General features: G+C 69.1%; 23 protein-coding genes and 1 pseudogene. 8 read left to right on the top strand and 16 right to left on the bottom strand.

Translation table 11 applies throughout. The features are described 5' to 3' along the window. Window positions 1-82: 82 nt before the first annotated feature. Entirely contained in the window at window positions 83-733 is a 651-nt protein-coding gene (gene leuE / locus ACFO8M_RS19350) for a leucine efflux protein LeuE (protein ID WP_387978576.1), read from the top strand. Window positions 734-974: 241 nt separating this feature from the next. Here the strand turns inward: leuE and ACFO8M_RS19345 are convergent, their stop codons facing one another. The 4 genes from ACFO8M_RS19345 to ACFO8M_RS19330 form a co-directional block, all read right to left on the bottom strand. Next, on the bottom strand, window positions 975-1,421 hold the full coding sequence (locus ACFO8M_RS19345; RefSeq protein ID WP_387978574.1) for a group II truncated hemoglobin: 447 nt from the start codon (window positions 1,419-1,421) through the stop codon (window positions 975-977). Window positions 1,422-1,561: 140 nt separating this feature from the next. Continuing rightward, the gene (locus tag ACFO8M_RS19340) at window positions 1,562-1,762 is read right to left on the bottom strand and encodes a DUF1918 domain-containing protein (protein WP_387978945.1); all 201 of its coding nucleotides are present in this window, start codon (window positions 1,760-1,762) and stop codon (window positions 1,562-1,564) included. Between the two features lie 158 nt (window positions 1,763-1,920). Continuing rightward, window positions 1,921-2,454, bottom strand: coding sequence for a cellulose binding domain-containing protein (locus ACFO8M_RS19335; RefSeq protein WP_387978572.1), 534 nt, complete (start codon window positions 2,452-2,454; stop codon window positions 1,921-1,923). Between the two features lie 259 nt (window positions 2,455-2,713). Next, a complete protein-coding gene (locus ACFO8M_RS19330; RefSeq protein ID WP_387978570.1) occupies window positions 2,714-3,772 on the bottom strand; it encodes an AI-2E family transporter in 1,059 nt (352 codons plus the stop codon). A 231-nt stretch (window positions 3,773-4,003) separates the two neighbouring features. On the opposite strand from ACFO8M_RS19330, the gene ACFO8M_RS19325 reads away from it, so the two are divergent. Further along, window positions 4,004-4,321, top strand: a complete 318-nt coding sequence (locus ACFO8M_RS19325) for a hypothetical protein (protein WP_387978569.1) — start codon at window positions 4,004-4,006, stop codon at window positions 4,319-4,321. Between the two features lie 82 nt (window positions 4,322-4,403). Here ACFO8M_RS19325 and ACFO8M_RS19320 read toward each other — a convergent pair whose 3' ends face one another. The 4 genes from ACFO8M_RS19320 to ACFO8M_RS19305 form a co-directional block, all read right to left on the bottom strand. Further along, window positions 4,404-6,602 carry an MMPL family transporter gene (locus ACFO8M_RS19320; protein ID WP_387978567.1) on the bottom strand — a complete coding sequence of 733 codons (2,199 nt, stop codon included), beginning with the start codon at window positions 6,600-6,602 and terminating at the stop codon, window positions 4,404-4,406. A 174-nt stretch (window positions 6,603-6,776) separates the two neighbouring features. Next, entirely contained in the window at window positions 6,777-7,049 is a 273-nt protein-coding gene (locus ACFO8M_RS19315) for a hypothetical protein (protein WP_387978565.1), read from the bottom strand. 12 nt (window positions 7,050-7,061) lie between these two features. After that, complete coding sequence (locus ACFO8M_RS19310; protein WP_387978563.1) at window positions 7,062-7,373, bottom strand: ArsR/SmtB family transcription factor; 312 nt, start codon at window positions 7,371-7,373, stop codon at window positions 7,062-7,064. Between the two features lie 116 nt (window positions 7,374-7,489). Further along, window positions 7,490-7,936 carry a DoxX family protein gene (locus tag ACFO8M_RS19305; protein ID WP_387978561.1) on the bottom strand — a complete coding sequence of 149 codons (447 nt, stop codon included), beginning with the start codon at window positions 7,934-7,936 and terminating at the stop codon, window positions 7,490-7,492. Between the two features lie 138 nt (window positions 7,937-8,074). Between ACFO8M_RS19305 and ACFO8M_RS19300 the strand changes: the two genes are divergently transcribed. Continuing rightward, on the top strand, window positions 8,075-9,193 hold the full coding sequence (locus ACFO8M_RS19300; RefSeq protein ID WP_387978559.1) for a winged helix DNA-binding domain-containing protein: 1,119 nt from the start codon (window positions 8,075-8,077) through the stop codon (window positions 9,191-9,193). 10 nt (window positions 9,194-9,203) lie between these two features. Here ACFO8M_RS19300 and ACFO8M_RS19295 read toward each other — a convergent pair whose 3' ends face one another. Further along, the gene (locus ACFO8M_RS19295) at window positions 9,204-10,424 is read right to left on the bottom strand and encodes a sulfotransferase family protein (protein WP_387978557.1); all 1,221 of its coding nucleotides are present in this window, start codon (window positions 10,422-10,424) and stop codon (window positions 9,204-9,206) included. Between the two features lie 160 nt (window positions 10,425-10,584). Then, complete coding sequence (locus tag ACFO8M_RS19290; RefSeq protein ID WP_387978555.1) at window positions 10,585-11,124, bottom strand: DinB family protein; 540 nt, start codon at window positions 11,122-11,124, stop codon at window positions 10,585-10,587. 349 nt (window positions 11,125-11,473) lie between these two features. Between ACFO8M_RS19290 and ACFO8M_RS19285 the strand changes: the two are divergent. Continuing rightward, window positions 11,474-12,430: pseudogene (locus ACFO8M_RS19285) on the top strand (non-reducing end alpha-L-arabinofuranosidase family hydrolase); the annotation flags it as partial. Further along, window positions 12,407-12,775, top strand: a complete 369-nt coding sequence (locus ACFO8M_RS19280) for a cellulose binding domain-containing protein (RefSeq protein ID WP_387978943.1) — start codon at window positions 12,407-12,409, stop codon at window positions 12,773-12,775. The pseudogene ACFO8M_RS19285 and the gene ACFO8M_RS19280, both read left to right, overlap by 24 nt. Before the next feature lie 186 nt (window positions 12,776-12,961). Here the strand turns inward: ACFO8M_RS19280 and ACFO8M_RS19275 are convergent, their stop codons facing one another. Continuing rightward, window positions 12,962-13,687 carry an ABC transporter permease gene (locus ACFO8M_RS19275; protein ID WP_387978553.1) on the bottom strand — a complete coding sequence of 242 codons (726 nt, stop codon included), beginning with the start codon at window positions 13,685-13,687 and terminating at the stop codon, window positions 12,962-12,964. Window positions 13,688-13,709: 22 nt separating this feature from the next. Further along, window positions 13,710-14,633 (bottom strand): ABC transporter ATP-binding protein, encoded by a 924-nt coding sequence (locus ACFO8M_RS19270; protein ID WP_387978551.1) that lies wholly within the window; start codon window positions 14,631-14,633, stop codon window positions 13,710-13,712. Between the two features lie 122 nt (window positions 14,634-14,755). On the opposite strand from ACFO8M_RS19270, the gene ACFO8M_RS19265 reads away from it, so the two are divergent. Continuing rightward, window positions 14,756-16,078, top strand: a complete 1,323-nt coding sequence (locus tag ACFO8M_RS19265; RefSeq protein ID WP_387978549.1) for a sensor histidine kinase — start codon at window positions 14,756-14,758, stop codon at window positions 16,076-16,078. Beyond that, window positions 16,078-16,683 carry a response regulator transcription factor gene (locus tag ACFO8M_RS19260; protein WP_387978547.1) on the top strand — a complete coding sequence of 202 codons (606 nt, stop codon included), beginning with the start codon at window positions 16,078-16,080 and terminating at the stop codon, window positions 16,681-16,683. Before ACFO8M_RS19265 ends, ACFO8M_RS19260 begins: the two co-directional genes overlap by 1 nt. On the opposite strand, the gene ACFO8M_RS19255 is transcribed toward ACFO8M_RS19260, so the two are convergent. Next, window positions 16,680-17,513 (bottom strand): MBL fold metallo-hydrolase, encoded by an 834-nt coding sequence (locus ACFO8M_RS19255; RefSeq protein ID WP_387978545.1) that lies wholly within the window; start codon window positions 17,511-17,513, stop codon window positions 16,680-16,682. The two genes, ACFO8M_RS19260 and ACFO8M_RS19255, sit on opposite strands and share 4 nt — an antisense overlap. Beyond that, window positions 17,503-18,456: an MBL fold metallo-hydrolase gene (locus ACFO8M_RS19250; RefSeq protein WP_387978543.1), complete on the bottom strand. Its 954-nt coding sequence runs from the start codon at window positions 18,454-18,456 to the stop codon at window positions 17,503-17,505. Before ACFO8M_RS19250 ends, ACFO8M_RS19255 begins: the two co-directional genes overlap by 11 nt. A gap of 92 nt (window positions 18,457-18,548) precedes the next feature. Here ACFO8M_RS19250 and ACFO8M_RS19245 point away from each other — a divergent pair, with 92 nt between their 5' ends. Beyond that, window positions 18,549-18,848, top strand: a complete 300-nt coding sequence (locus ACFO8M_RS19245; protein ID WP_387978941.1) for a LysR family transcriptional regulator — start codon at window positions 18,549-18,551, stop codon at window positions 18,846-18,848. Here the strand turns inward: ACFO8M_RS19245 and ACFO8M_RS19240 are convergent. Next, window positions 18,842-19,708, bottom strand: a complete 867-nt coding sequence (locus ACFO8M_RS19240; protein WP_387978541.1) for a serine hydrolase — start codon at window positions 19,706-19,708, stop codon at window positions 18,842-18,844. The two genes, ACFO8M_RS19245 and ACFO8M_RS19240, sit on opposite strands and share 7 nt — an antisense overlap. 414 nt (window positions 19,709-20,122) lie before the next feature. Continuing rightward, window positions 20,123-21,295 (bottom strand): cytochrome P450, encoded by a 1,173-nt coding sequence (locus ACFO8M_RS19235; protein ID WP_387978539.1) that lies wholly within the window; start codon window positions 21,293-21,295, stop codon window positions 20,123-20,125. Window positions 21,296-21,320 lie beyond the last annotated feature (25 nt).

Here is a 21,320-nt window from a genome sequence, read left to right as displayed (position 1 = left end):
GGATCCGGCCCCTCCGATCCTGACGTCCGCGCGCGGCCTGACGCCGTTTTCGAGAGCAAGGCCCCCTTGAGAGGAACCGCCCGTGTTCGGCACCGTCGACCTGTGGACCTATGTCGTCGCCACTGTGCTCATCATCCTGCTGCCGGGACCGAACTCGCTGTATGTGCTGTCGGTGGCTTCGCGGAAGGGTCGGCGCGCCGGGTTCCAGGCCGCGACGGGGGTGTTTCTCGGCGACTCGGTGCTGATGGTGGCTTCGGCGGCAGGGCTAGCTTCGATGTTCGCGGCTTCGCCGGTGCTGTACAACCTCATCCGCTGGGCGGGCGTCGTGTACTTGGCGTATCTCGCGTTCGGGCTGCTGCGCGGGGGCTGGAAGACCTGGCGGGCCGCACGCCGCGGCGAGCCGCTGGAGGTCAAGGCGCTCGCTGAGGCGGCGCCGAATGAGCGGCCGTTCGTCCGCGCGCTCATCGCGAGTCTCTTGAACCCCAAGGCGATCTTGTTCTTCGTCGCGTTCTTCGTGCAGTTCGTGGATCCGTCGTATGCGTGGCCGGTGCTCAGCTACGGCGTGCTCTTCGTGATCCTTCAGGTGTGCTCGATGGCGTACCTGTCGACGCTCATCGTCGCAGGTGACGGCCTCGCCCAGACGTTCCGTCGGCGCCGCCGCCTCGCCGCGGCGGGCAACGGCCTCGTCGGCGCGGTCATGATCGCCTTCGCCGCCAAACTCGCCACCGGCTGAGCGCCTCGCCTCTCGCGACTGACCTCTGACGGCTCACGGCTCACGGCTCACGGCTCACGGCTCACGGCTCACGGCTCACGGCTCACGGCTCACGGCTCATTCAACGCCCTGATCTGCGCGAACACTCGTGTGTCGGACCCATATGGGAGTGTGTAGTTTTCGGTTGGTCGGAGGCGGATGCGGGTGGGAAGGGGCATGCCCTATATCGAGCGCGGGCGCGCCGCGACGCATCTCCTTGCCGCTATGGCCAGTGCGGCACTTCCTGGCAGGGGTGAAGGTCGTCTTCGCCCTTGGCGTGCGAGTTCACCTGCGCCACTTCGGTGCCGAAGACGATGTACTCGTGGAGCGAGGCCCGGAGCTCGTCGTCGCCGGTCAGGTCCTGGTCGCTGACCGCCTGGTCGAACAGTTCGATGAAGCGGGTGCGCTGCTCGTCGGTAATGGCGAGGCCCCGGTGGGCGGTGAGGATCGTGCCGAACCCGCCGAGTTCATCGGTGTAGTGGGTCGGGCCGCCGAAGACTTCGGCGAGGAATGCGGTGAGGTGGTCCACGTGGTGGGCGGCACCTGCGCCGAACAGCGGCTGCAGGACCGGGTCCTTGAGCACTGAACCGTAGAAGGCGTCAACGGTCCGGCGCAGATGCTCCTCGCCGCCGACCCGCTCGAAGATCGTGGTGGTGTCGCCGTCGCTCATCGGGGTGTCCTTCCATCGGGGTGGAGCCCTTGTCCCCCAAGGCCTCTTCGCCATCGACTGTATCCCGATCCCCGAAGTGGACCGACCGCGCCCGATGCGTCTCGAGCGCCGCTTCCATACCCGCTGCGGCGGTGCCTAGTTCAGGCGGAGCGATCCCCGTTCTGGTGCTCGACCACGCAGTCGGACTCGGGAACGACGAGCGCTTCGTGGCCGTCGTCGTGGCGGACCCGGTACGGCGGTTGCCCGTTTTCGCCGAGCACTGCCACGACCTCCGCAGTGTGGTCTTTCATGCCGACAAGTCGTCCTCTGAAACGCAGGCGGTCACCGACTTTCGCTTGCATGGTGCTCATCTCCTCTGACGCGTTCGACGCTTGGCTTCGTGCCATCGAGAGGTCTGACCTCCAAGTCTAGGCGCCATTGCCGTGGCGGCGCCTCGATCCGGTCCGGATCCGCCGACCGGCCGGCCCTCGGCGTGCGGGCCGGCCGGGAGGAGGGGCGTCTAGCAGGTGAATTCGAGTGGGGCAGCCGGGCCGGTCGCTGTGAAGCCGAAGACGTCACGGGAGTCGCCGGCGGCGATGCGGGCGTTCCAGCCGACGTCCGAGGCGGTCATGGCGTTGCCCGTCTGGGTCCACTCGGCGTTCCAGAGGCGCTGGACGCGCTGCGTGCCGGGCCAGTTCCAGGTCAGGTCCCAGCCGACGACCGGCTCGTCGCCTGCCTCGATGGTCGCCTTGCCCAGCCAGCCGGAGCCCCAGTCGGCGACGACCTCGACGTGTGCCTGGCACGATGCGGCGTCGTCGGCTTCGATGACCAGGGTGGTCACCGACCGCGGGGCGAGGTCGACGGTGGTCTGGGGTCCGGTGAGCGGGGACTGGCCGACGATTTCGAGTGCGTGGGTCTCGTCGGTCTGGTACGTCGTGAGCGTCTCCCCCGCTTGGGTTCCGGTCAGCGCGAGGTCCATCGAGACGGCGGTGTCGCGGTTGTTGATGAGGTTGATGACGCGGCCGCCGTCGGCGTTGTTGCACGTAGCCTCCAAGGGCTCATTGAAACTATCGGAACATATTCCGATATTTCGATGAACTTATCGGACAGACGGCTTCTTCACAAGCGTTTGCCCCGCAGTATGAGTCGACGAACCGACACCCCCGCCCGCCCGATCCCGGACGTTCAAGGTGGTCAGAACGGGTGGGTTGCGGCGGCGTTCTATCCTGGATGGCGAAAACGAGGCCGGTGGCGCGTGCGGGTATGCGCCACCGGCCTCTATGCGTCGGTGCTCCTGAGCGACCGGAGTCGAATCAGGAGTTGTCGAGGCGAGGGAGGACGAGTTCCTTGCCGATCAAGCGGATCGCGGCGTAGATCGGGACCGACAGGACGATGCCGACCACGCCGAACAGGGTGCCGCCGACGAGCACCGCGACGATCGCGGCGAGATTCGAGACCTTCACCGCGCTGCGCATGACCGTCGGGTAGATGACCCAGTTCTCCAACTGCTGGTAGGCGATGAAGAAGACCGCCGAGGCCACGGCCGTCATGGGCGAGGTGGCGAGCGCGACGAGCGTGACCACGACCGCGCCGATCGTGGCGCCGATCTGCGGGATGAGATCGAGCAGGGCGACCAGGAGCGCCAGCAGCGCACCGTAGGGGATGCCCACGATTGCCATGAAGATCCACGAGGAGATCCCGGCGAGCGCCCCGATGGCCAGCGCGCCGATCAGGTACGAGCCGATCTGGCGGAGGATGCCCTCGATGATGCGGTCGGTCTGCTCGCGCTGGGAGGCGGCGACGAGGCGGACCATGCCCCTGCGGAGCTGGACGTAGGCGGCGAGGATGAAGACGGTCAGCAGGATCGTGGTGATCGTCCACACCAGACCGCCGAAGAAGGACGCGACGCCGCCGGCGACGCCGCCGAGGGCCTTGGTCATGTTCGCCGCGGTGAGGACGCCTTCGGCGCGTTTGAGCAGGCCGGACTCGCCGCCGAAGGCGTCCGCGAGCCTGCTGTTCATGAAGGATTCGTAGTAGCCGGGGGCGTTGTCGACGAACTCGGCGGACTCGCGGACGATCGCGGGGATGATCGCGGCGATGCCGCCGCAGAAGACGATGGCGATGCCGAGGAAGAGCAGGGTCATCGCGAGCCAGCGGGGCATGCCGCGCTTGGTCATGCCGCTGATGATGCGTTCGAGGCCGACCGCGAGGAAGGCGGCGACGATGAGGGCCGTGATGACGGTACTGAGCTCCTGCACCGCCCAGACGGCGGCGGTGGCGATGGCAAGGCCGATGCCGAGGAGGATGCCGGCGGTGAGCGGTGGGGTGTTCGCGAGACTTCTGCGCAGGGGCAATCCGGGTTTGTCAGCCATGGGAAATGTCTAGCAGACACCGTGTCGGGCCGGGGTCCGGCACACGCTCCTTGCCCGAGAGGCCTCACTGAATGCGGCGTGGGGACCGGCCGGGATGTCGCCGATCCTGCCCCGGTTGAACCTGAAGTCGGCTTCAGGCGGCTTAAGACTGGCTTCAGGTACGGGGGTCCATGCTTGCGTCACCGGTTCGGGACAGGCCCGAACGGACAGGATCACCGTAGGAGGGATCACATGGGGCACAATGGTTTCCGCATCCAGTTCCACTTTGACCGGCTGGCGGTACGCCTCGCTGAGCCGCTTGGCGGTGAAGACCTCCAAGGGTCGGCCGGAGGCCGCGATCCCCCCTTGCGCGAGCAGCGCGCTCCGGTCGGAGTAGGCGGCGGCGAGATCGAGGTCGTGGAGAACGCCGCCTGGCCACCGCCCTTGTCGCCCGCCGACGCCGCCGCTCCCACCGACGGCGTCGCCGCGACCACCGCGACGACGGCCCCGATCCTGGTCACGCCTTTGGGCCGCATGATGCCTCCTCTGGTCGTTGTGGAGCGACGCTAAGGGGACGCGCCCGCGGGCGCGTCCCCCCTGTAGTTGCCACTGGGCCGAAACCTGTGGTGTAGCGGCTCAGCGGCGACTCACCTCAGGTATGAGCCGCCCTTCCCCACGCGCGGTCGCCCATGAGCGACATCGCCGCCGGGAGCAGCACGCCGCGCACTATCGTCGCGTCGATGAGGATCGCCAGGGCCATGCCCAGGCCGAGCATCTTGTACTCGATCGCCGAGAGCGTCACGAACACCGAGAAGACGCCGGTCATGATGAGCGCGGCACTGGAGACGACGCCGGCGCTGGCGGCGATGCCGCCGACGATGGCGTCGTGGTTCGCAGCGCCGGTGAGGCGGCGTTCGGCGACGCGGCTGAGTACGAAGATGTGGTAGTCCATGCTCAGTCCGAACAGGATGATGAACATGAACAGCGGGATCCAGCTGACGACGCCGCCGTAGGACGTGAAGCCGAGCAGTCCTTCGAGGTGGCCGCCTTGGAAGACCCAGGCGAGTGCGCCGCAGGCCGCGCCGATCGACAGGAGGTTGAGGGCGATCGAGGCGAGCGGGATGGCCCAGGACCGGAAGGTGATGGCCAGTAGGGCGAAGGCGAGCAGCAGGATGAACGCGATCACGTAGGGGGTGCGGGCCGCGAGTTGCTCGGTGAAGTCGTGCGGGAGCGCGGTCTTGCCGGTGACGGCGATGTCGGCCGCGGTGTCGTCGAAGGCGGCCGGGAGTGCTTGGTCGCGCAGGTGCGCCAGGGCCGCATCGGCTTCGGGGTCGGTGATGTCGCCGGCGAGGGGGACGCGGATGACGATGGTGTCGCCGACGGCGGTGGTGGTGACGGGTTCGAGGAGTCGGCCGTCGCTGGCGGCGACTTGGTCGTGGAGGGCTTCGACGGCGGTGTCGGTCGCGGCAGGGTTGAGGGTCTCGTTCTCGTTGGGGGCGATGACGACTCGGGCGGCGGTGGCGGAGCCGGGGAAGTGTTCTTGCATGGTGGTGGCGGCGTCGACTGCGGGTGAGAGGCCGGTTGGGAGGCTCGCGGTGACGGCGGCGTCTTGGAGGCGGAGTCCGAGGATCGGTGTGGCGACGATGAGGAGGAGGACGGCGGCGACGCCGCCGGTGAGGATCGGCCTGCGCACGACTGTGGAGGCGATGCGCGCCCAGAAGCGGGACGGTTCGGCTTTGATGCGGCGCTTGCCGAGCCAGGGGATGCGGGCGGCGTCGACGCGGTGTCGCAGGGTGGCGAGGAGGGCGGGCAGGAACGTGACGGAGCCGAGGACGGCGAGGCCGACGACGAGAACGGTGCCGAGCGCCAGTCCATTGAGGACGTCGATGCCGGTGATGAGGAGCCCGGCCATGCAGACGATGACGGTGAGGCCGGAGGCGGCCACGACGTGGCCGGAGGTGCGGGCGGTGGTGCGCAGCGCTGCGGCGGTGTCGCTGCCGGCGGCGCGTTCTTCTCTGAAGCGGCGGAGGTAGAACAGCGAGTAGTCGATGCCCACGGCCATGCCGATGAGCAGGACGATCGCGGAGGCGGCGCTGTTGAACGGCACCCATTGGGCGAGGAGCCCGAGGAGGCCGAAGGCGCCGGCGACGCTGGTGGCGGCGAGCAGCAGCGGGAGTCCTGCGGCGACAAGTGATCCGAAGACGGCGAGGAGGACGAGGATCGTGAGCGGCAGCGAGGTGGTCTCGGCGCGCGTCATGTCGTCCTTGATGCCCGCTTCGACCGCGCCCGAGAGGGTCGCGTCGCCCGCCTGCAGGATCTCGACGTCCGGGTGGTCGTCTTGGACGGCGGCGACCGCGGCGAGGACGTTCTCGTAGTGGGCGTCGTAGGCCGCGTCGGGGCCGAGGATTTCGAAGGTGACGAGGGCGGCGTCGCCGTCGGCGGCGATCCAGCGTTCGCCGTGTTCGCTCATGGGAGAGCCGATGCCGCCGGCGGCCTCGGGGATCGCGGTCAGGGCGGCCACGAGTTCTGCGGTGGCGTTCTGCGCTTCGGAGTCGCTCGCGTAGTCGCCTTCGGCGGTGATGAGGACGTTCTCGCGGACGGCGTGGCCGCCTGCGGCGTCGATCAGGTCTTCGGCGACGCCCGCTTCGCCCGGGTCGCGGGCGTCGGCCTGCTCCCCCAGCGGGAGTGCGCCGGAGAGGACGGCGAGGGCCACGAGGGCCAACCAGCCGCCGATGGCGATCGTCCGGCGGCGCGCGGACCAGTCGGCCACGGCGGCGACGACGCCGCGGCGGGTTCGCGGGGTGTGCGGGGCGTCTTGGGCACGGGGGTCTGCGGTGATGTCGTGCAGCACGGTCTGCTTTCCTGTTCGTACGGGGCCGATCCTGTGGAACTCGCCGTGCCGTTCTTGACGGCTGCGGCGAGGTGGCTCGTCTCCCTGGGTGAAAGGCGCCGGGTCACGCCCGGCGTTGTCGCCCGGCCCGGGTCGTCGAGTTGCCGCTCGACGGTTCGGGCCTTCTGCTCTGCCTTATTCGACGACTCTGAGGGTCTCCTCGATCGCGGCGTTGGTGGTCTCGATGCGGGCGATGCGCTCGTTGAGGACCGCGAGCTGCTGCGCGAGCTCGGCCCGGTGCTCGTCGGCGCGTTCGGCGAGCTTCTTGTACCGGTCGTCCTGTCGGATCTGCATCTCGGCGCGCTTGAGGAACGCCTTGCGCCACACCAGGCTCAGCACGAGGGTGATGAGGAGGGTGAAGAGTCCGATGGTGCCGATGATTTCCTGCCAGTCGTAGGGGCTGTCCATGCCGGTCCTTTCTCAGAGGGTGAGGGTCGCCGAGGCGCGCTCGACGGCTTCGGGCGTGAGGTGCACCGAGAACGGGACGACCTCGTAGTAGTTCATGGCCTTGCCGTCCTCCGACACTTCGAGGGAGGAGGTGACCAGGCCGGACGCTTCCAGCTTCTTGAGGTGGACCTGAAGCAGGGCCCGGCTGATGCCGAGGTCCCGCGCCAGTTGGCTCACGTAGTTGCGTCCGCCCGCGAGGGCGGCCACGACCCGCATCCGGTGCGGGCTGGCGAGCGTCGCCAGGAGCGCGACCAGATCGTCCCCGGTCGGGATGCCTTCGTCCATACGGCCTCCAATACCTGCCAACATATGTTAGCAGGTGCAGTTCATGGTTGGCATGCCTTGCGTTGCGGGCATGCGAAAGGGCCGGTGGCACGCCACCGGCCCTTCGCTTTCAGGGGTCACTCTGCGGACTTGAAGCCGTGCTTGAAGAACCGCTTCGTCTGGTACCTGCGGCCCCACGCGACGAACGCGAAGAAGACCAGCAGGAGCAGCGGCGTGATCACCGGGTAGTCCAAGACGGCGACGTTGAAGATCGCGGCGCCGACCATCAGCAGGCTCAATCCGATCGCGGCCAGGCCCGACAGGCGCGGGATGAGCAGGCCGACGCCGCCGGCGATCTCCAAGGCGCCGACGAGGTACATGAACCAGTCGCCCCAGCCGATGAGGTCGAAGCCCTCGGCGGCGGCCTCGACGCCGAAGAGCTTCGGCGTGCCCGAGGCGACGATCATGAACGCGCCGAGCAGGATCTGGAGCACCCAAAGGGTGATGTGCAGCGCACGGCCGGGGCCGTCATTCGTGGTGGTGGCGAGAACGGTGTCAGGGGCGGTGTGGTCAAAGGCGCTCATGATGGCGGGTCCTTCCGGGGAGTATCGGGCTCTTGCCGGTTAAGACGAGCCCCGCCGCTCGGATTCATCGCACCGCCCGAGGTTTTCCCCGGCCTCGAACGGACCCCGCGTGTCGGTCCCCGGCGCTACCGTGAGGACATGATCCAACGCCAGCAGGTGCAGCGCTACCGCGTGCACGCCCAGCAGCTCGACCGCGAGCGCGGGACCGTCGCCGACACGGCGGCCCTCGACCTCGGCGTGCAGGACACCGGGCCCGACGGGGCGCTCTGGGCCCTCGAAGTCCGCGGTGTCGACACGGCCGGGCTCGGCGCCGCCGCGGAGCACCACGAGGAGCTGGTGTGGCTCTGGACGCTGCGCGGGGCCCCGCACTGCTACCGGCGGGCCGACGTCGAGCAGGTCGCCGCGGCCGTCGCCCCGTGGTCGGAGGCCGACGCGGCCAAGCGGATCTTCGACGCGTCGAAGCCGTTGAAGGACGCGGGCATCCCGGTGCTGGAGGCGCTCGACGCGGTGGCCGGCCAGATGCGGGCGATCGTCAAGGAGCCCATGGTCAAAGGCGAGTTGTCGACGCGCCTGCACGAAGCGATGCCCGATCCGTACCAGCGGTACTGCCGCTCGTGCGACGCCGTGCACCTCTATGAGATGCCGTTCCGTCTCTCGGCGATGCAGGCCGGGCTGGAACTGGTGCCGGACACGTCGCCGCCGATGCTCCAGCCGATGGCCGGTTTCGCGGTCGCCGAGGACTACGCCGACCGGCTCGACCCGGTGCGCGCGTACCTCCACCTGTGCGGTCCGGCCACCCACAAGCAGGTCGCCGAGTATGTGGACGCGCCGGTCCGTGAGGTGAAGGCCCACTGGCCCGAGGACGCCGTCGAGGTCACGGTCGAGGACGGGGCCGACGGCGAGACCCGGTGGATGCTCGAAGCCGATCTTGAAGCGCTGCAAGGAGCCGAGGGGTCGGGGACGCGACTGCTCGGGCCTTACGACCTGTTCCTCCAGGCCCGCGACCGGTCGACGCTCATGGCCGACCCCGCCAAGGCCAAGGCGCTGTGGCCCGTCCTCGGGCGGCCCGGGGCGATCCTGGTCGACGGCGAGATCACCGGGCTGTGGCGCCCGCGCAAGTCGGGCAAGAAGTTCACCGTCGCCGTCCAGCCCTGGAGCGAACTCGATGGCGACGAACGGAAGGCCGTCGAGGCCGAGGCCGAGCGGCTGGCCGCGTTTCGCGGCGTGGCCCTCACCGGCATCGAGTTCGCCGCCTGAGCCCCGGGGATCAGCGTTTGCTGGCTGTCAGGTTGTCCACGAACAGGCCGTAGTCGCCGAAGGCCTCGTCGACCATGGCCGGATCGAGACCGTAGTGGACCATCGAGTACTCGTGGCCGCGCTGGTCCCGCGGCCGGTTGAGCGCCTCCTCGAGGTTGCGCTCATCGGCGTCGGTCCACTTCAAGTCGAGTTGCTCGAACAGCTCCGGCACATACCTGAACGGGTCGGCCATCATCGCATGATAAGCGACGTCCACAGTGGCGTCTCGCGGCATCTGGATGCGTTCGCGCCGGGCCCGCTCGACCATCTCGGGCAGGATCGAGAGCCAGACCCGCCCGATCTCGTTCGGGTCTACACCCTTCGCGTGGTTGTGGAGGTACCCGAGCGACTCGGCCATCGAGCACATCGAACCCATGACGGTGTGCGGGTCCCGGTGCGTCCACACGAACTTCGCGTCCGGGAACACGTGGTGGATCGCCGCCGTCTCGCCCAGGCAGTCCGGGTGCTTGAGCATCCAGCGCGGTCGCGGTCGCCGGAACTGGAGGATCTGCAGCACCTCGCGCACGAACCGGTAGTCGGGCCTGGCGTCGTAGGAACGCAGGAACTCGACGTACTTCGGCATGGGCGCCATGGTGTTGTGCAGGCGGCTCTGGTTGAGCAGGAAGTAGATCTCCTCGACCCAGTCGGCGCGGACCGGGTGGATCCGCGTCCATGACGGACTCAGCGCCAGGACCTGGTCGAAGCGCTTCTGCGTCTGCTTGCGGAGCTTGGCGATGTCGGACTCGGATCGGGGCAGGCCGATGTTGTCCATCTCCCACATGTACGGCCCGCGCCCGCCGGGCGCGTTCGCGAGGATCTTGTGCGTCAAGGTGGTGGCCGTGCGGGGCAGGCCGATGACGAAGACCGGAGCGTCGATCCGTTCATCGCGGATCTCGGGGTGCTCGGCCTGCAGGCGGCGCACCACGAACCGGTTGCGGATGCGGGCCTGCACCATGTCCCGCACCGAGAGCCAGCCGACGCCGCTCAGGGATTCGACCTCGGCGATGAACCCGAGGAAGCGGCGCAAGTGCTGGAGTTCGGTCACGTCCTCTTCGGTGAGCGCGACGCCGGCGTTGGCAGAGCGCTGGGCCTCCAGGAGCCGGTCGAAGAAGCGGTCGGGGTCGTGTCGCGCCCTCGCGGCGGGGGCGGTGAGGGCGTTGACAAGGTGCAGTCGCGCGGTGGTGCGGCGCATGGAATGTCCTCTCTGCGTTGGCATTCGACGCCAAAAGGGGTGACGTCTTCGTACCGTAGCGCAACGAGGTCGGCGTTTGAAGCCCTGCGCGAGCAGCAATCACCGTTCGGTCGCTACCGCGCCTCCCACCTCCATTGCAGGCTGGTTCGGTCGGATTTGCTCATTCGCCGGTCTCCCCGTCGATCGACTCGCGGATGAGGTCGGCGTGGCCGTTGTGGCGGGCGTACTCCTCGATCATGTGGCAGAGGATCCAGCGCAGCGAGGGGCTGCGGCCGTCCGGCCAGACCCGGTGCGCGGACCGGCCGAGGCCGCCGTCGGCCATGGCCTCGGCGATCAAGGCGTCCGCCCCTTCGATGCTCTCGCGCCAGATGGCCTGCAGCGCTTCGGGAGTGTCGTCCGGGGCCGAGTGCCACTCCCAGTCGCGGTCGGCCTTCCAGTCGACCGAGTCCCACGGCTCCCCCATCGGGCGGCCGAACAGCGACCGGGAGAACCAACTGGTCTCCACATAGGCCATGTGCTTGAGCAGCCCGCCGAGGGTCATGGTCGAGGCGGCGACGGTGCGGTTCAGCCCCTCGGCGTCGAGGTTCGCGGTCTTCCAGCCGAGGGTGGCGCGCTGGAAGTTGAGAAAGCCCAAGAGGGTCGCGGCCTCGTCCCCGTCGGCCGGCGGTTCGGGGCGGCCTCGGTCATCGAACACAGTCATGCCTGGACTGTACCGCTCGGGCCCGACAGCGCGGGTCGGCGCGGTTGCGAAACTTCCAGTACAAAGCGGACCACCAGGAGGCATTTACATCTGTCGATGTTTATCGGTAACCTGTTCATGCGGCCGCAGCGGTTCCGGAAGCTCCTGAAACTTTCGGCACCGGGCCCGTTGATGCCAAGTACCCCAACGAGAAGGGCGAACCATGGCCACCCCATCCCGAACACGGCTCAGAGCGGTGCGCATCGCACTGCTGGCCGTCGTCACCGCGGCCACCATGGCCGCGGCGGCGCTGAGCGCCAGCGCCGAACCACTGGAAGCAACGCCGGAGGACCCGGGCGCCCCGGTACAGGCCGAGGCCCTCCCGGCGAGCTTCACCTGGAGCTCCAGTGGCATCCTCGCGGGACCGAAACCCGATTCGGCCCACCCGAACATCGCCGGGCTGAAGGACCCGTCCGTGGTCTTCCACAACGGACGCTGGCACGTCTTCGCGTCCATCGCGAGCTCGGCCGGCTACAACATGGTCTATCTCAACTTCACCGACTGGTCGCAGGCGGCCAGTGCGACCCACCACTTCCTCGACCGTTCCGCGATCGGCACGGGCTACCGGGCGGCGCCCGAGGTGTTCTACTACGAGCCGCAGGGCCTGTGGTACCTGGTCTACCAGGACGGGAACGCCGCCTATTCGACCAATGCGGACATCGCGAACCCGAACGGGTGGAGCGCGCCGAAGCACTTCTACTCCGGGATGCCGCAGATCATCGAGGACAACATCGGCTCCGGATACTGGGTCGACATGTGGGTCACGTGCGACGACGCGAACTGCCACCTGTTCTCCTCCGACGACAACGGGCACCTGTACCGGTCGCAGACCTCCGTCGCGAACTTCCCGAACGGCATGAGCGAGCCGGTGATCGCCATGCAGGACGACAACAAGTACGCGCTGTGGGAGGCCAGCAACGTCTACAAGATCCAGGGATCGAACCAGTACCTGCTGCTCATCGAGGCGTTCGGGACCGTGGGCCGGTATTTCCGGTCGTGGACGTCGAGCAGCATCGCCGGTCCGTGGACGCCGCTGGCCGACAGCAACGCCAATCCCTTCGCGGCCGCGTCCAACGTGTCGTTCCCGGGCGGGGTGTGGACGAAGGACATCAGCCACGGCGAGATGATCCGGGCCGGGGTGAACCAGAAGCTGGAGATCGACCCGTGCAATCTGCAGTACCTGTACCAGGGCATGGATCCGAACGCCTCTGGCGATTACAACAGCCTGCCGTGGCGGCTCGGGCTGCTCACGCAGACCAATTCGAGCCCGGACTGCGGCGGCACGGGCGAGGAGCCCACGACGCCGCCGCCGACCGGCGGCTGCACGGCCGCGGTCACGGTGGTCGGCGACTGGGGTTCGGGCTGGCAGGGCCGGGTGAACGTGACCGCCGGCGCGGCCGGGTTGAACGGCTGGACCTTGAAATGGACGTGGCCGGGTTCGCAGGCGATCACGTCGGCGTGGAACACCGAGTGGTCGCAGTCGGGGGCGGCGGTGACCGCCGGTGACGTGGGCTGGAACGGCTCGGTCGCGGCGGGTCAGTCGCGCGAGGCCTTCGGGTTCGTGGCGTCCGGTCCGAGCGCGGTGCCGCAGGTGACCTGCACCTCCGGTTGACGCCGGGGCGCTTGACGAAGAAGCCGGTGCCCGCTCTCCCGGATCTGGGGAGCGGGCACCGGAGTCGTTTCGGGGTAGGTAGTGGTTTCAAGTTATGGCGCGGCGGCCCCGAGCGGCAAGGCGTGCGGGACAACGGTTTGGTAAATCACCTGTTCAGTCGATGCGGTGTGGCCCCATCGGCGGGATTCAGGAGCGCGGTTGCCAGCGGAAGAGCTTCGCGGCGGCGATCGCGGCGAGGAGCGCGACGGCGGTCGAGAGGGCGAGCGGTGCGGCGATCGCGGTGAGGTCCTGGCCGCCGTCCCAGGCGATCGCGGTGAGCTCGGTCAGTGCGGCGCCGGGGATCGCCTTGCGCCACAGGGTGAACGCGCCGTCCGCGGGTACCAGGGCGAAGAAGACTCCGGCCATGAACAGGACCATCCCGGGGAGCACCGTGATCTGGGCGGCCTCGGGGCTCTTGGTGAAGGAGGCGGTGAGGAAGCCGAAGGCCACCATGGTGACCGCGCCGTTCGCGAAGGGGAGCACGAGCAGGGCGGGGTGGGCGGGTGCGGTCCCGGACTCGACGGCCGTGAACGCGAGGACGATCGCGGCCTGCGCCAGGACGATGAGCGCGAGCGGGCTCGCCAAGCCGGCCACGATCGACGCGGTGGAGGCCGGTGAGGTGCGCAGCCGTTTGAGGTAGAGCTGCTGGCGGCGGGCAGCGAGGGTCATGGTGATGGTCATGAACAGGCCGAACATCAGCAGCATGGCGAGTTGCACGGCGGCGAGCGACCCGGCGGACTCGGAGGCGGCGCCGATCGGTGATTGACTCAGGCTCAACCCGAGGAGGAGCGGGAGGATCGCGGCGGTGACGAGGACGGTGCGGTTGCGCAGGATCAGGCGGGTCTCGGCTACGGCGAGCGTGAAGGCGGTCATGGCGGTGCTCCGGTTCGGGAGGTCAGGCGGCGTGGGCGGGTTCGGTTTCGAGTTCGGCGAAGATCTCGTCCAACGTGGCCGGTCCGGCCTTGAGGTCGGCGAGTTCGACGTTGGTGTGCGCGGCCCAGTCGAGGAGGCGGTGGAGGTCGGCTTGGAGCTCGGTGGTGCGGACGGTGAGGCGGCCGTCGTCCACGGAGGTGCGGCCGGTGAGCGCGGGCAGTGCGAGCGGGTCGAACGGGTTGGGGCGCATGCTGATCCGGGCCTCGTAGGAGGCGGTGATCTCGGCGACGGTGCCGAAGCGGGCGATGCGGCCGCGGTCCATGATGGCCACGTGGTCGGCGAGTTCGGCGGCCTCGTCGAGGTAGTGGGTGGTGAGCACGACCGCGGTGCCCCGTTCGGTGAGTTCGCGCAGCAGTCCCCAAGTGCGCCTGCGTGATGCGGGGTCGAGGCCGGTGGTGGGCTCGTCGGCGAACAGGACCGTCGGGCCGGTCGCGACGGCCAGCGCGAGGTCGAGCCTGCGCCGTTCGCCGCCGGAGAGGGCGCCGACGCCGACGGCGGCGCGGTGCGCGAGGTCGACTCGTTCGAGGAGGTCGCGCTGCGGGGGCAGGCGGTGGAGGTCGGTCCAGAGTTTGAGGGTTTCGGCGGCGGTGAGGTCGTCGGCGAAGCCGGTCTCCTGGCCGATCACGGCGACGGTGCCGGCGAGTTCGCGGCGGTGCTTCCAGGGGTCGCGACCGAGGACGCGGACGGTGCCGGAGGTGTTGCGGCGCAGTCCGATCGCGGTCTCGATGGTGGTGGTCTTGCCGGCGCCGTTGGTGCCGAGGAGTGCGAACAGTTCGCCGTGGCCGACGGTGAAGGACACGCGGTCGACGGCGGTGAAGGCGCCGTATCGGCTGGTGAGGTCGCGGACCTCGACGGCCGGTCGGGGTTCGTGGGTGATGGCGTTCATGGCTTCAATGCTGCGGTTTTCGCAGGTCCGCTGGTAGTGCCGAAACCGCACCGGTCCTTGTGCGGTTTCCACGCGGGTGATCTGACAGATGTCATACGGCGCCGGGGTGGTTGAATCTCGGGGTGCCCCACGAAGACGAGCCCTCCGCGCGGAATCTGCGCCGCCTGCGTCAATTCACGTTCTTCTCGCTGATCGGCTGCGGCCCGCTGGCGCTGCTGGCGTCGGCGCTCTATCTGGCCGGATCGGACCTGGTGGGCGTGGCGCTGCCGCTGGTCGCGGGTGCGGCGACCGGTTCGGTGGTGCTGTGCACCGCGGCGCTGGCGCTGCACTGGCACGGGCAGGGGCCGTGGCGGCGCCGGATCCTCTGGTCGTTGTCGCTGCTGCTGGTGGTGCTGGGCGCGATCGCCGAGGCGCGGGCGGGCCAGATGGGTGGCGCGTGGGGCGGCCCGATCGCGTTGCTGGTGACCGAGGCCGCGCTCTGGGCGCGGCCCGGACGGCGCGCTCGGGCACTCGTGTGGGGGACGCTCGCGACGCTGGCCGTCGTGGTGGTCTTGGCGCAGACGGGATTGATGGCTCCGGAGGGCGTGTTCACGACCTTGCTGATGGTGCCGTCGCTGGCCGGGGGCATCCTGGGCCAGTTGTGGCACTACGAGGTGGCGCGTGAACTGGAGCGGGCCCGGGAGCTCGCGGCGGAACTGGCGGTCGCCGAGGAGCGACTGCGGTTCGCGGGCGAGCTGCACGATGTGCAGGGCGGGAACCTGCAGGCGATCACGTTGAAGGCGCAGGTGGCGCGGCGGCTGGTGGCCGTGGATCCGGAACGCGCGGAAGCCGAGATGCGCGCGGTGGAGGAGCTGGCGCGGACGGCGCTCAAGGACACGCGGGAAGTCGTGGGCGGGTACCGGAAGGTCGCGCTGGTCGATGAGATCGATTCGGCCGCAAGGATTCTGAAATCCGCAGGCGTGCAGGCGACGGTGCCCGACGCCGCGCCGTCGCTCGATGCGGACACGGAGAAGCTGCTGGGCATGCTCGTGCGCGAGGCCACGACGAACCTCATCCGCCACGCCGAGCCGACCGCCGCCGATCTGTCGATCGTGGAGATCGACGCGGAGGTCACGGTCACGATCACGAACAACGGGGCACCGTCACCGGCCGGTTCGGGCAACGGACTGGCGATGCTCGCGGAGCGGTTCACCGAGGCGGGTGGGACGGTCGAGCACGTCCACGACGGCGACCGCTTCACACTCAAGGGGACCGTGCCGAAGCCGCGGGCCGAACAGGTGCCGCCGCAAGCGAAGCGCTCAGCAAAGCAGCCGAAACGCGCAGGGGCGCAGGCAAAGCGTGCGGGGGTGCGGGCGAAGCGCCTGGGGACGCAGCCGAACCGGGTCGATGGCGAGGCGCAGCAGGCGCCACCGGTCCGCAAGGCGCCGGGGACGCGGGTGCGGTGATGATCCGGCTCCTGGTCGCCGACGACGAGACGCTCGTGCGCGAAGCGCTCGCAGTCCTCCTCGGGCTCGAAGACGACATCACCGTGATCGCCCAGGCCGACAACGGGGCCGACGCGGTCGCGCTCGCCGAGTCCCGGCTTCCCGACATCGCGGTCCTCGACCTCGAGATGCCCCCTGAGGACGGCCTGTGGGCGGCGGTGCGCATCCGCGAATCCGTTCCCGGCGTCAAGATCGTGCTCGTGACCCGGCACGCCCGACCGGGCGTGCTCCGGCGGGCGCTGGCCGCCGGCATCTCGGGCTTCGTCCCGAAGACCACCCCGGCGGAGCGGCTCGCGCAGATCATCCGCGACATCAGCCAGGGCCGGCGCTACATCGACCCGGAGATCGCCGCGACGGCCCTCACCGAGGACCGTTCGCCCCTGACCGAGCGGGAGCTGGACCTGCTCCGCGCGGCCAGGGGCGGCGGCACGATCGAGGAGATCGCGGCCGAACTCCATCTCGCCCCCGGGACCGTGCGCAACTACCTGTCGACGGCGATGCGCAAGCTGGACAAGAAGACCCGCCATGCGGCGGCCCAGCACGCCTGGGAGCAGGGCTGGATTTAGCCCTCGATCGTGAAGGACTCAAGGTGGTCAAGCAGCACGAACTGGGAGTCGGGACTGTATTGGGCGACCTTCTCCCCCAGGGCCGCACCGCCGAAGAGGTCCACGGCCGGTTCGGTCAACGGCTCCTCGTAGTCGTCCCAGTGGGTCGGGATCACATACGGCGGGTTGCCGACCGCGGCGAAGAGCCGCTCTTCGTAGTCCGGGTAGTTCGGGTTGGGGCCCTGCATGAACAGCACCGTGGGCCGTAGCCCAGCGATCTCGCGCTCGTGGAACGACGGCACCGCGTTGAAGTACAGCGAGACCTCGCCGAAGGTCACCAGGTAGGCGAGGCTGCCGCCCTCCACGAGGTCCTTGATGACCTCGGGCCGGTCCGGCGTCTCGCCGGGACGCGTGCCGGGGAACAGCAGGCTCTTGTGCTTGCCGGTGACACCGTGCGAGGACCGGAAGACCTCCACTGTGTATCCCTCGAACTGGTACCGCTCGCCGCCGCCCACTTGCGACAGCTGTTCGGCCGGAGTGCCCATGGCCCGCAGCAGGTTCAGGTGCGTCTCGGTGCCGAGCACCGTGGCACCGGTCTTCTCTGCGACGTACGGGACGTCGGCGATGTGGTCGAAGTGGGCGTGCGTGACGAGGATCGAGTCGGCGGCGCCGATATGCTCGTCCACAGCGGACTCGTCGATGGTGATCGGCGTGTCCGGGTTGAACTCGCCGGGTCTGGTCGCACCGGTGTAGGTGCGGGAGACGTACGGGTCGACGAGCACCGTTGTGGCGTCGCAGGTGATCTCCCAGGCGTTCGTGCCCAGCCAGCGGACGGTGAGATCAGAAGTCATGGCTCTCCAGGTGGTCGATGAGGAGGAACTCGGAATCGGGACTCGCCGCCGCGACGCGGTCGCGCAGGGCCTTCCAGTCGCCGCCGATGACGCCCGGCTCGGTGAGCGGGTGGTCGAAGTTGTCCCAGTGCGTGGCGATCACATACGGCGGGAAGCCCGTGACTTCGAGGAGCCGTTCGACGTACGCGGGCGTGTGGCCGCCGCCGGGCTGGAGGAACAGGGCCGTGGGCCGGATGCCGGCGATCTCGTGCTCATGGAAGTTCGCCGAGCCCGCGTTGAAGAACGAGACGCCGCCGAAGTCGATCAGATAGGTGAGGCTCCCGCCCTCGACGAGGTCTTTGATCTTCTTGGGCTCCTTGGGAATCTGGCCGGGCCTGGTGCCGCCGAACTCGATCTGCTTGTGCCCGCCCTTCGCCGAGTGCGAGGACCGGAAGACCTCCACCGTGTAGCCCTCGAACTGGTACAGCTCGCCGCCGCCGACCTGCGAGAGCTGCGCCTCGGGGGCGCCCATGGCGCGCATCAGGTTCAGGTGCGTCTCGGTGCCGAGCACGGTCGCGCCGGTCCGCTTCGCGAGATAGGGGACGTCGGCGATGTGGTCCCAGTGGCCGTGCGTGACAAGGATGGTGTCGGCCTTCGGCAAGTGCTCGTCGATGACGTCCTCGTGGACCTCGATCTCGGTCTCCGGGTCGGCCCCTTCCGGGTTGTAGGCCCCGGTCGGGAAGCGGCTCACCCACGGGTCGATGAGCACCGTCGCGGTCGCAGTGGTGAACTCCCAGGCGTTCGTGCCGAGCCAGCGCAGCCGCACCGCGGGTTCGGCGGCGCCATCGGTCTGGGCGGCGGCGATGCCGCCCGCAGTCGCAGTCGCCGCAACGGCGGCGGCACCGGTGCCGATGAGCAGGCCGCGGCGGCGCATCGACGGAGTGTGGTCGTTTCCTGTGGTCATGCGTGACATTCAAGCCGCAGTGCCCGGTGCTGTCCAATATCAACGCGCCTATCGGTCGATACGCGCGTTGATATCGTTGCCGCGTGGACATCATGCGGCACTTGGAGTGTTTCCTGGCGGTAGGTGAAGAACGTCACTTCGGCCGGGCCGCCGAACGCCTCGGCATGGAGCAGCCGCCGCTGAGCCAGCGCATCCGGCGCCTGGAGAAGGAACTCGGCGCGGAGCTGTTCGACCGCAGCGGCGGTCAGGTGTCGTTGACGCCCGCGGGGCACGTGCTCATGAAGGAGGCCCCGGAGCTGCTGAAGCGCCACCAGCGGATGCGGACGCTGGTGAAGCGGGCCGGCGAGTCCGACCCGGCGAACCCGCCGCGCCCCTGGTCCGCGATCTACTGACCGGCGCTCAGTTCCTCGGTGAGGGCGAGGGCGGCGCGGCTCATGGCGAGTTCGACCTCGCGGAAGTTGCCGCGGGTGGGCCTGGCGGACACGGCGATCGCGTGGCGGCGGCCGTCGGGCCACTCCCAGACGGCGACCTCGTTGAGCCAGCCCGGCAGGGAACCCGACCTGCCGAAGGGCCGCACCGCACTCGGTGCGAGCCGTGAAAGCCTGCCGCCGGTGAGCTGGCGGCCCATCCACTCCCGGACGTCGGCGGCCACCGCGGCCGGGCCGTTCCAGACGTGCCGCAAGAACTCGGTCAGGTCCGCCGGGGTGGACACGTTGGTGCGCAACGGGTCCCAGGCGCTGGTCTTCCGGAGTTCGGCGGTGGTGACCGAGCCGCTGTCGAGCACGTGCGCGAGGGCCTCGAGGTCGGCGATGCCGAGGTCCCGGGCCACGTCTTCGAGGATCATTCGGGGCGAGCCGATGAGCCTGGTGTCTTTAAGGCCGAGGCGGGCGGGCAGGCCGCGGAGTGCACCGCAGCCGATCTGCTTCGTGACGAGGTCGGCGGCGGTGTTGTCGGAGACCTCCATCATCAGGGCGGCGAGGTCCCAGACGGCGATCTGCGAGTCGTGGTGGAACCCGGCGGTCCCGGTCCCGCCGAGCCGGTCGGCGGCCGTGATCCGGACCGGGGCGGCCGGATCGATGAGGCCTTCGGCGACCTGGCGCCGGAACTCCCAGGCGATGAAGAGCTTCACGACCGAGACGAGAATGACCGGCTCGGTCTCGCCGAACCCGATCCCCCGCCCGTCCGAGAGGTCGCGGATATGCGCATACGCCTTGGCGCCCAGCGGCTCGAAGAACTCGTCAATCATCTCCATGCGGCACCTCGCTCATTCGCCCGTTGCGCCCTGCTCCTCGGCTCGTGCACAGTCCATCGCGGCCGCCCATGGGAACGCATCGAGCTGCGCCGTACCTTGTCTCGATCACGACTTCGTCGGCGGGCGCGGTGTGCCGGGTACGCGGTGCTCGGTGATCACCGGATTGCCGGTGGCCGCTTCGAGGCCGGGCAAGTCGACGAACCGTGAACCCGTCGGCGTCGCGATGACATCGCAATCCCAGCCGACCGTGCGATGCGCTCGGCTGTCGCGATCATACGCACCGCCGCGGTGTCCGCATCTTCGGTGCCGATGAGCGCGAAGGCGGCAAGTACGACTGCCTCATCCACGAAGTGGACGATCCCGATTCGGCCGTTGCCGAGATCCGCGCACGGCACTCGGCTGAGGGTCGGCGGGTCAGGCTGCCGCGTGCCTGCTGACACGAACACGGAAGCGTCGGGGCTGGGTCACCGAACCCCACCGTCGCTTCGGGACCCCCGGACTCACCGTCACCGTCAGGTCCGCGAGCAGTTCGGTGGCGGCCTCCAGCACGGCGTTGGCAATGTGGACGCCGGTGCATACCCGGGGGCCGGCACCGTAGGGCAGGTACGCGTGCTGGTCGTGGACTTCGCCGGCGAGCCACCGTGCCGGATCGAACCGGCTCGGGTCCGCACGCCACCAGCGCGGGTCGGTGTGGAGCAGGAGGGCGCTGACGAAGACCGAGGTGCCCGCAGGGACCGTGACATCGCCGAATTCGGCGTCCTCGACCAGGAGCCGGTCGGTGAGCGAGACCGGCGGATACATCCGCAGGGTCTCCTTCACGACGGCCCGTGTCCAGTCCTCGCGGTCCACCGTCTCGGGCTTGGTGAGGTCGTGCGCGCCATGAGCCGTGAGCAGCCAGGCAAGTCCGGTGCCGCCGACCGTGTAGAGGTTGCCGAGGTTGATCGACAGTGTCTGCGCGACTTCGAGGTCGGAGAATGCCGGGCGGTCGCCGTCGCGGGCGTCGAGGAGCAGATCGAGCAGGTCGGAGGGTGGTTCACCGGGCTCACGTGAGGTGCGGCGCGCCTGGACGTGCGCGACGAGAGCCTCGATCCACACGGTGTTCGAGCGCAACTGACGACGGGTTCGCAGGGAGAGCCAGTGGGGCAGCACGATCGAGGCCGAGCCCTGCTCCAGGAGCAGGTCCGCAACAGGAATGAAAGCGCTCCGCAGCTCGCCCTCCAGGTCCCGGACGAACACGCCTCCTGCGGCGTCGAGGACGGCATGTTCGCAGTCGACAAGGCGGACCGGCGAATGCTCGGCGGCGTCCAAGAACCGCTGCAGGCTTTCAAGCATGGCCGGGGCCGTCCGCTCGGCGATGTCCCGGCCAAGGCGATGCCACTGCGCTGTGCGCCTGGTGGCCATCCACGTCTCGACGCGATCGCGGATGAGCGGCTGCCGTCGGACCGCGCGTGGCGGCGGCGGCGGGTCGATGCGGGTCTCGCGATTGGTGCGAATCAGCGCCCAGTGCGCCCATGCGGGGCGGGCGAGCAGGACCTTTCCTGCGGCGAAGGTGAACACGTCCCCGTACTCGCTCCGCAGGCGCGCCAAGCACGCGATGGGGTCGCGGTCGAAG

The sequence above is a fragment of the Glycomyces rhizosphaerae genome (genome assembly GCF_042647865.1).
GTDB lineage: Bacteria > Actinomycetota > Actinomycetes > Mycobacteriales > Micromonosporaceae > Glycomyces > Glycomyces rhizosphaerae.
The sequence above is the reverse complement of the archived record's forward strand: the minus strand, read 5'-3'. Positions and strand labels throughout refer to the sequence as shown.

Excerpts from the sequence above, each read along its gene's own strand:
- ACFO8M_RS19345 (WP_387978574.1), bottom strand. The coding sequence starts at position 1,421 with ATGAGCGACGGCGACACCACCACGATCTTCGAGCGGGTCGGCGGCGAG.
- ACFO8M_RS19340 (WP_387978945.1), bottom strand. The coding sequence starts at position 1,762 with ATGCAAGCGAAAGTCGGTGACCGCCTGCGTTTCAGAGGACGACTTGTC.
- ACFO8M_RS19330 (WP_387978570.1), bottom strand. The coding sequence starts at position 3,772 with ATGGCTGACAAACCCGGATTGCCCCTGCGCAGAAGTCTCGCGAACACC.
- ACFO8M_RS19325 (WP_387978569.1), top strand. The coding sequence starts at position 4,004 with ATGGGGCACAATGGTTTCCGCATCCAGTTCCACTTTGACCGGCTGGCG.
- ACFO8M_RS19315 (WP_387978565.1), bottom strand. The coding sequence starts at position 7,049 with ATGGACAGCCCCTACGACTGGCAGGAAATCATCGGCACCATCGGACTC.
- ACFO8M_RS19310 (WP_387978563.1), bottom strand. The coding sequence starts at position 7,373 with ATGGACGAAGGCATCCCGACCGGGGACGATCTGGTCGCGCTCCTGGCG.
- ACFO8M_RS19305 (WP_387978561.1), bottom strand. The coding sequence starts at position 7,936 with ATGAGCGCCTTTGACCACACCGCCCCTGACACCGTTCTCGCCACCACC.
- ACFO8M_RS19300 (WP_387978559.1), top strand. The coding sequence starts at position 8,075 with ATGATCCAACGCCAGCAGGTGCAGCGCTACCGCGTGCACGCCCAGCAG.
- ACFO8M_RS19295 (WP_387978557.1), bottom strand. The coding sequence starts at position 10,424 with ATGCGCCGCACCACCGCGCGACTGCACCTTGTCAACGCCCTCACCGCC.
- ACFO8M_RS19290 (WP_387978555.1), bottom strand. The coding sequence starts at position 11,124 with ATGACTGTGTTCGATGACCGAGGCCGCCCCGAACCGCCGGCCGACGGG.
- ACFO8M_RS19275 (WP_387978553.1), bottom strand. The coding sequence starts at position 13,687 with ATGACCGCCTTCACGCTCGCCGTAGCCGAGACCCGCCTGATCCTGCGC.
- ACFO8M_RS19270 (WP_387978551.1), bottom strand. The coding sequence starts at position 14,633 with ATGAACGCCATCACCCACGAACCCCGACCGGCCGTCGAGGTCCGCGAC.
- ACFO8M_RS19260 (WP_387978547.1), top strand. The coding sequence starts at position 16,078 with ATGATCCGGCTCCTGGTCGCCGACGACGAGACGCTCGTGCGCGAAGCG.
- ACFO8M_RS19255 (WP_387978545.1), bottom strand. The coding sequence starts at position 17,513 with ATGACTTCTGATCTCACCGTCCGCTGGCTGGGCACGAACGCCTGGGAG.
- ACFO8M_RS19250 (WP_387978543.1), bottom strand. The coding sequence starts at position 18,456 with ATGACCACAGGAAACGACCACACTCCGTCGATGCGCCGCCGCGGCCTG.
- ACFO8M_RS19245 (WP_387978941.1), top strand. The coding sequence starts at position 18,549 with ATGCGGCACTTGGAGTGTTTCCTGGCGGTAGGTGAAGAACGTCACTTC.
- ACFO8M_RS19240 (WP_387978541.1), bottom strand. The coding sequence starts at position 19,708 with ATGGAGATGATTGACGAGTTCTTCGAGCCGCTGGGCGCCAAGGCGTAT.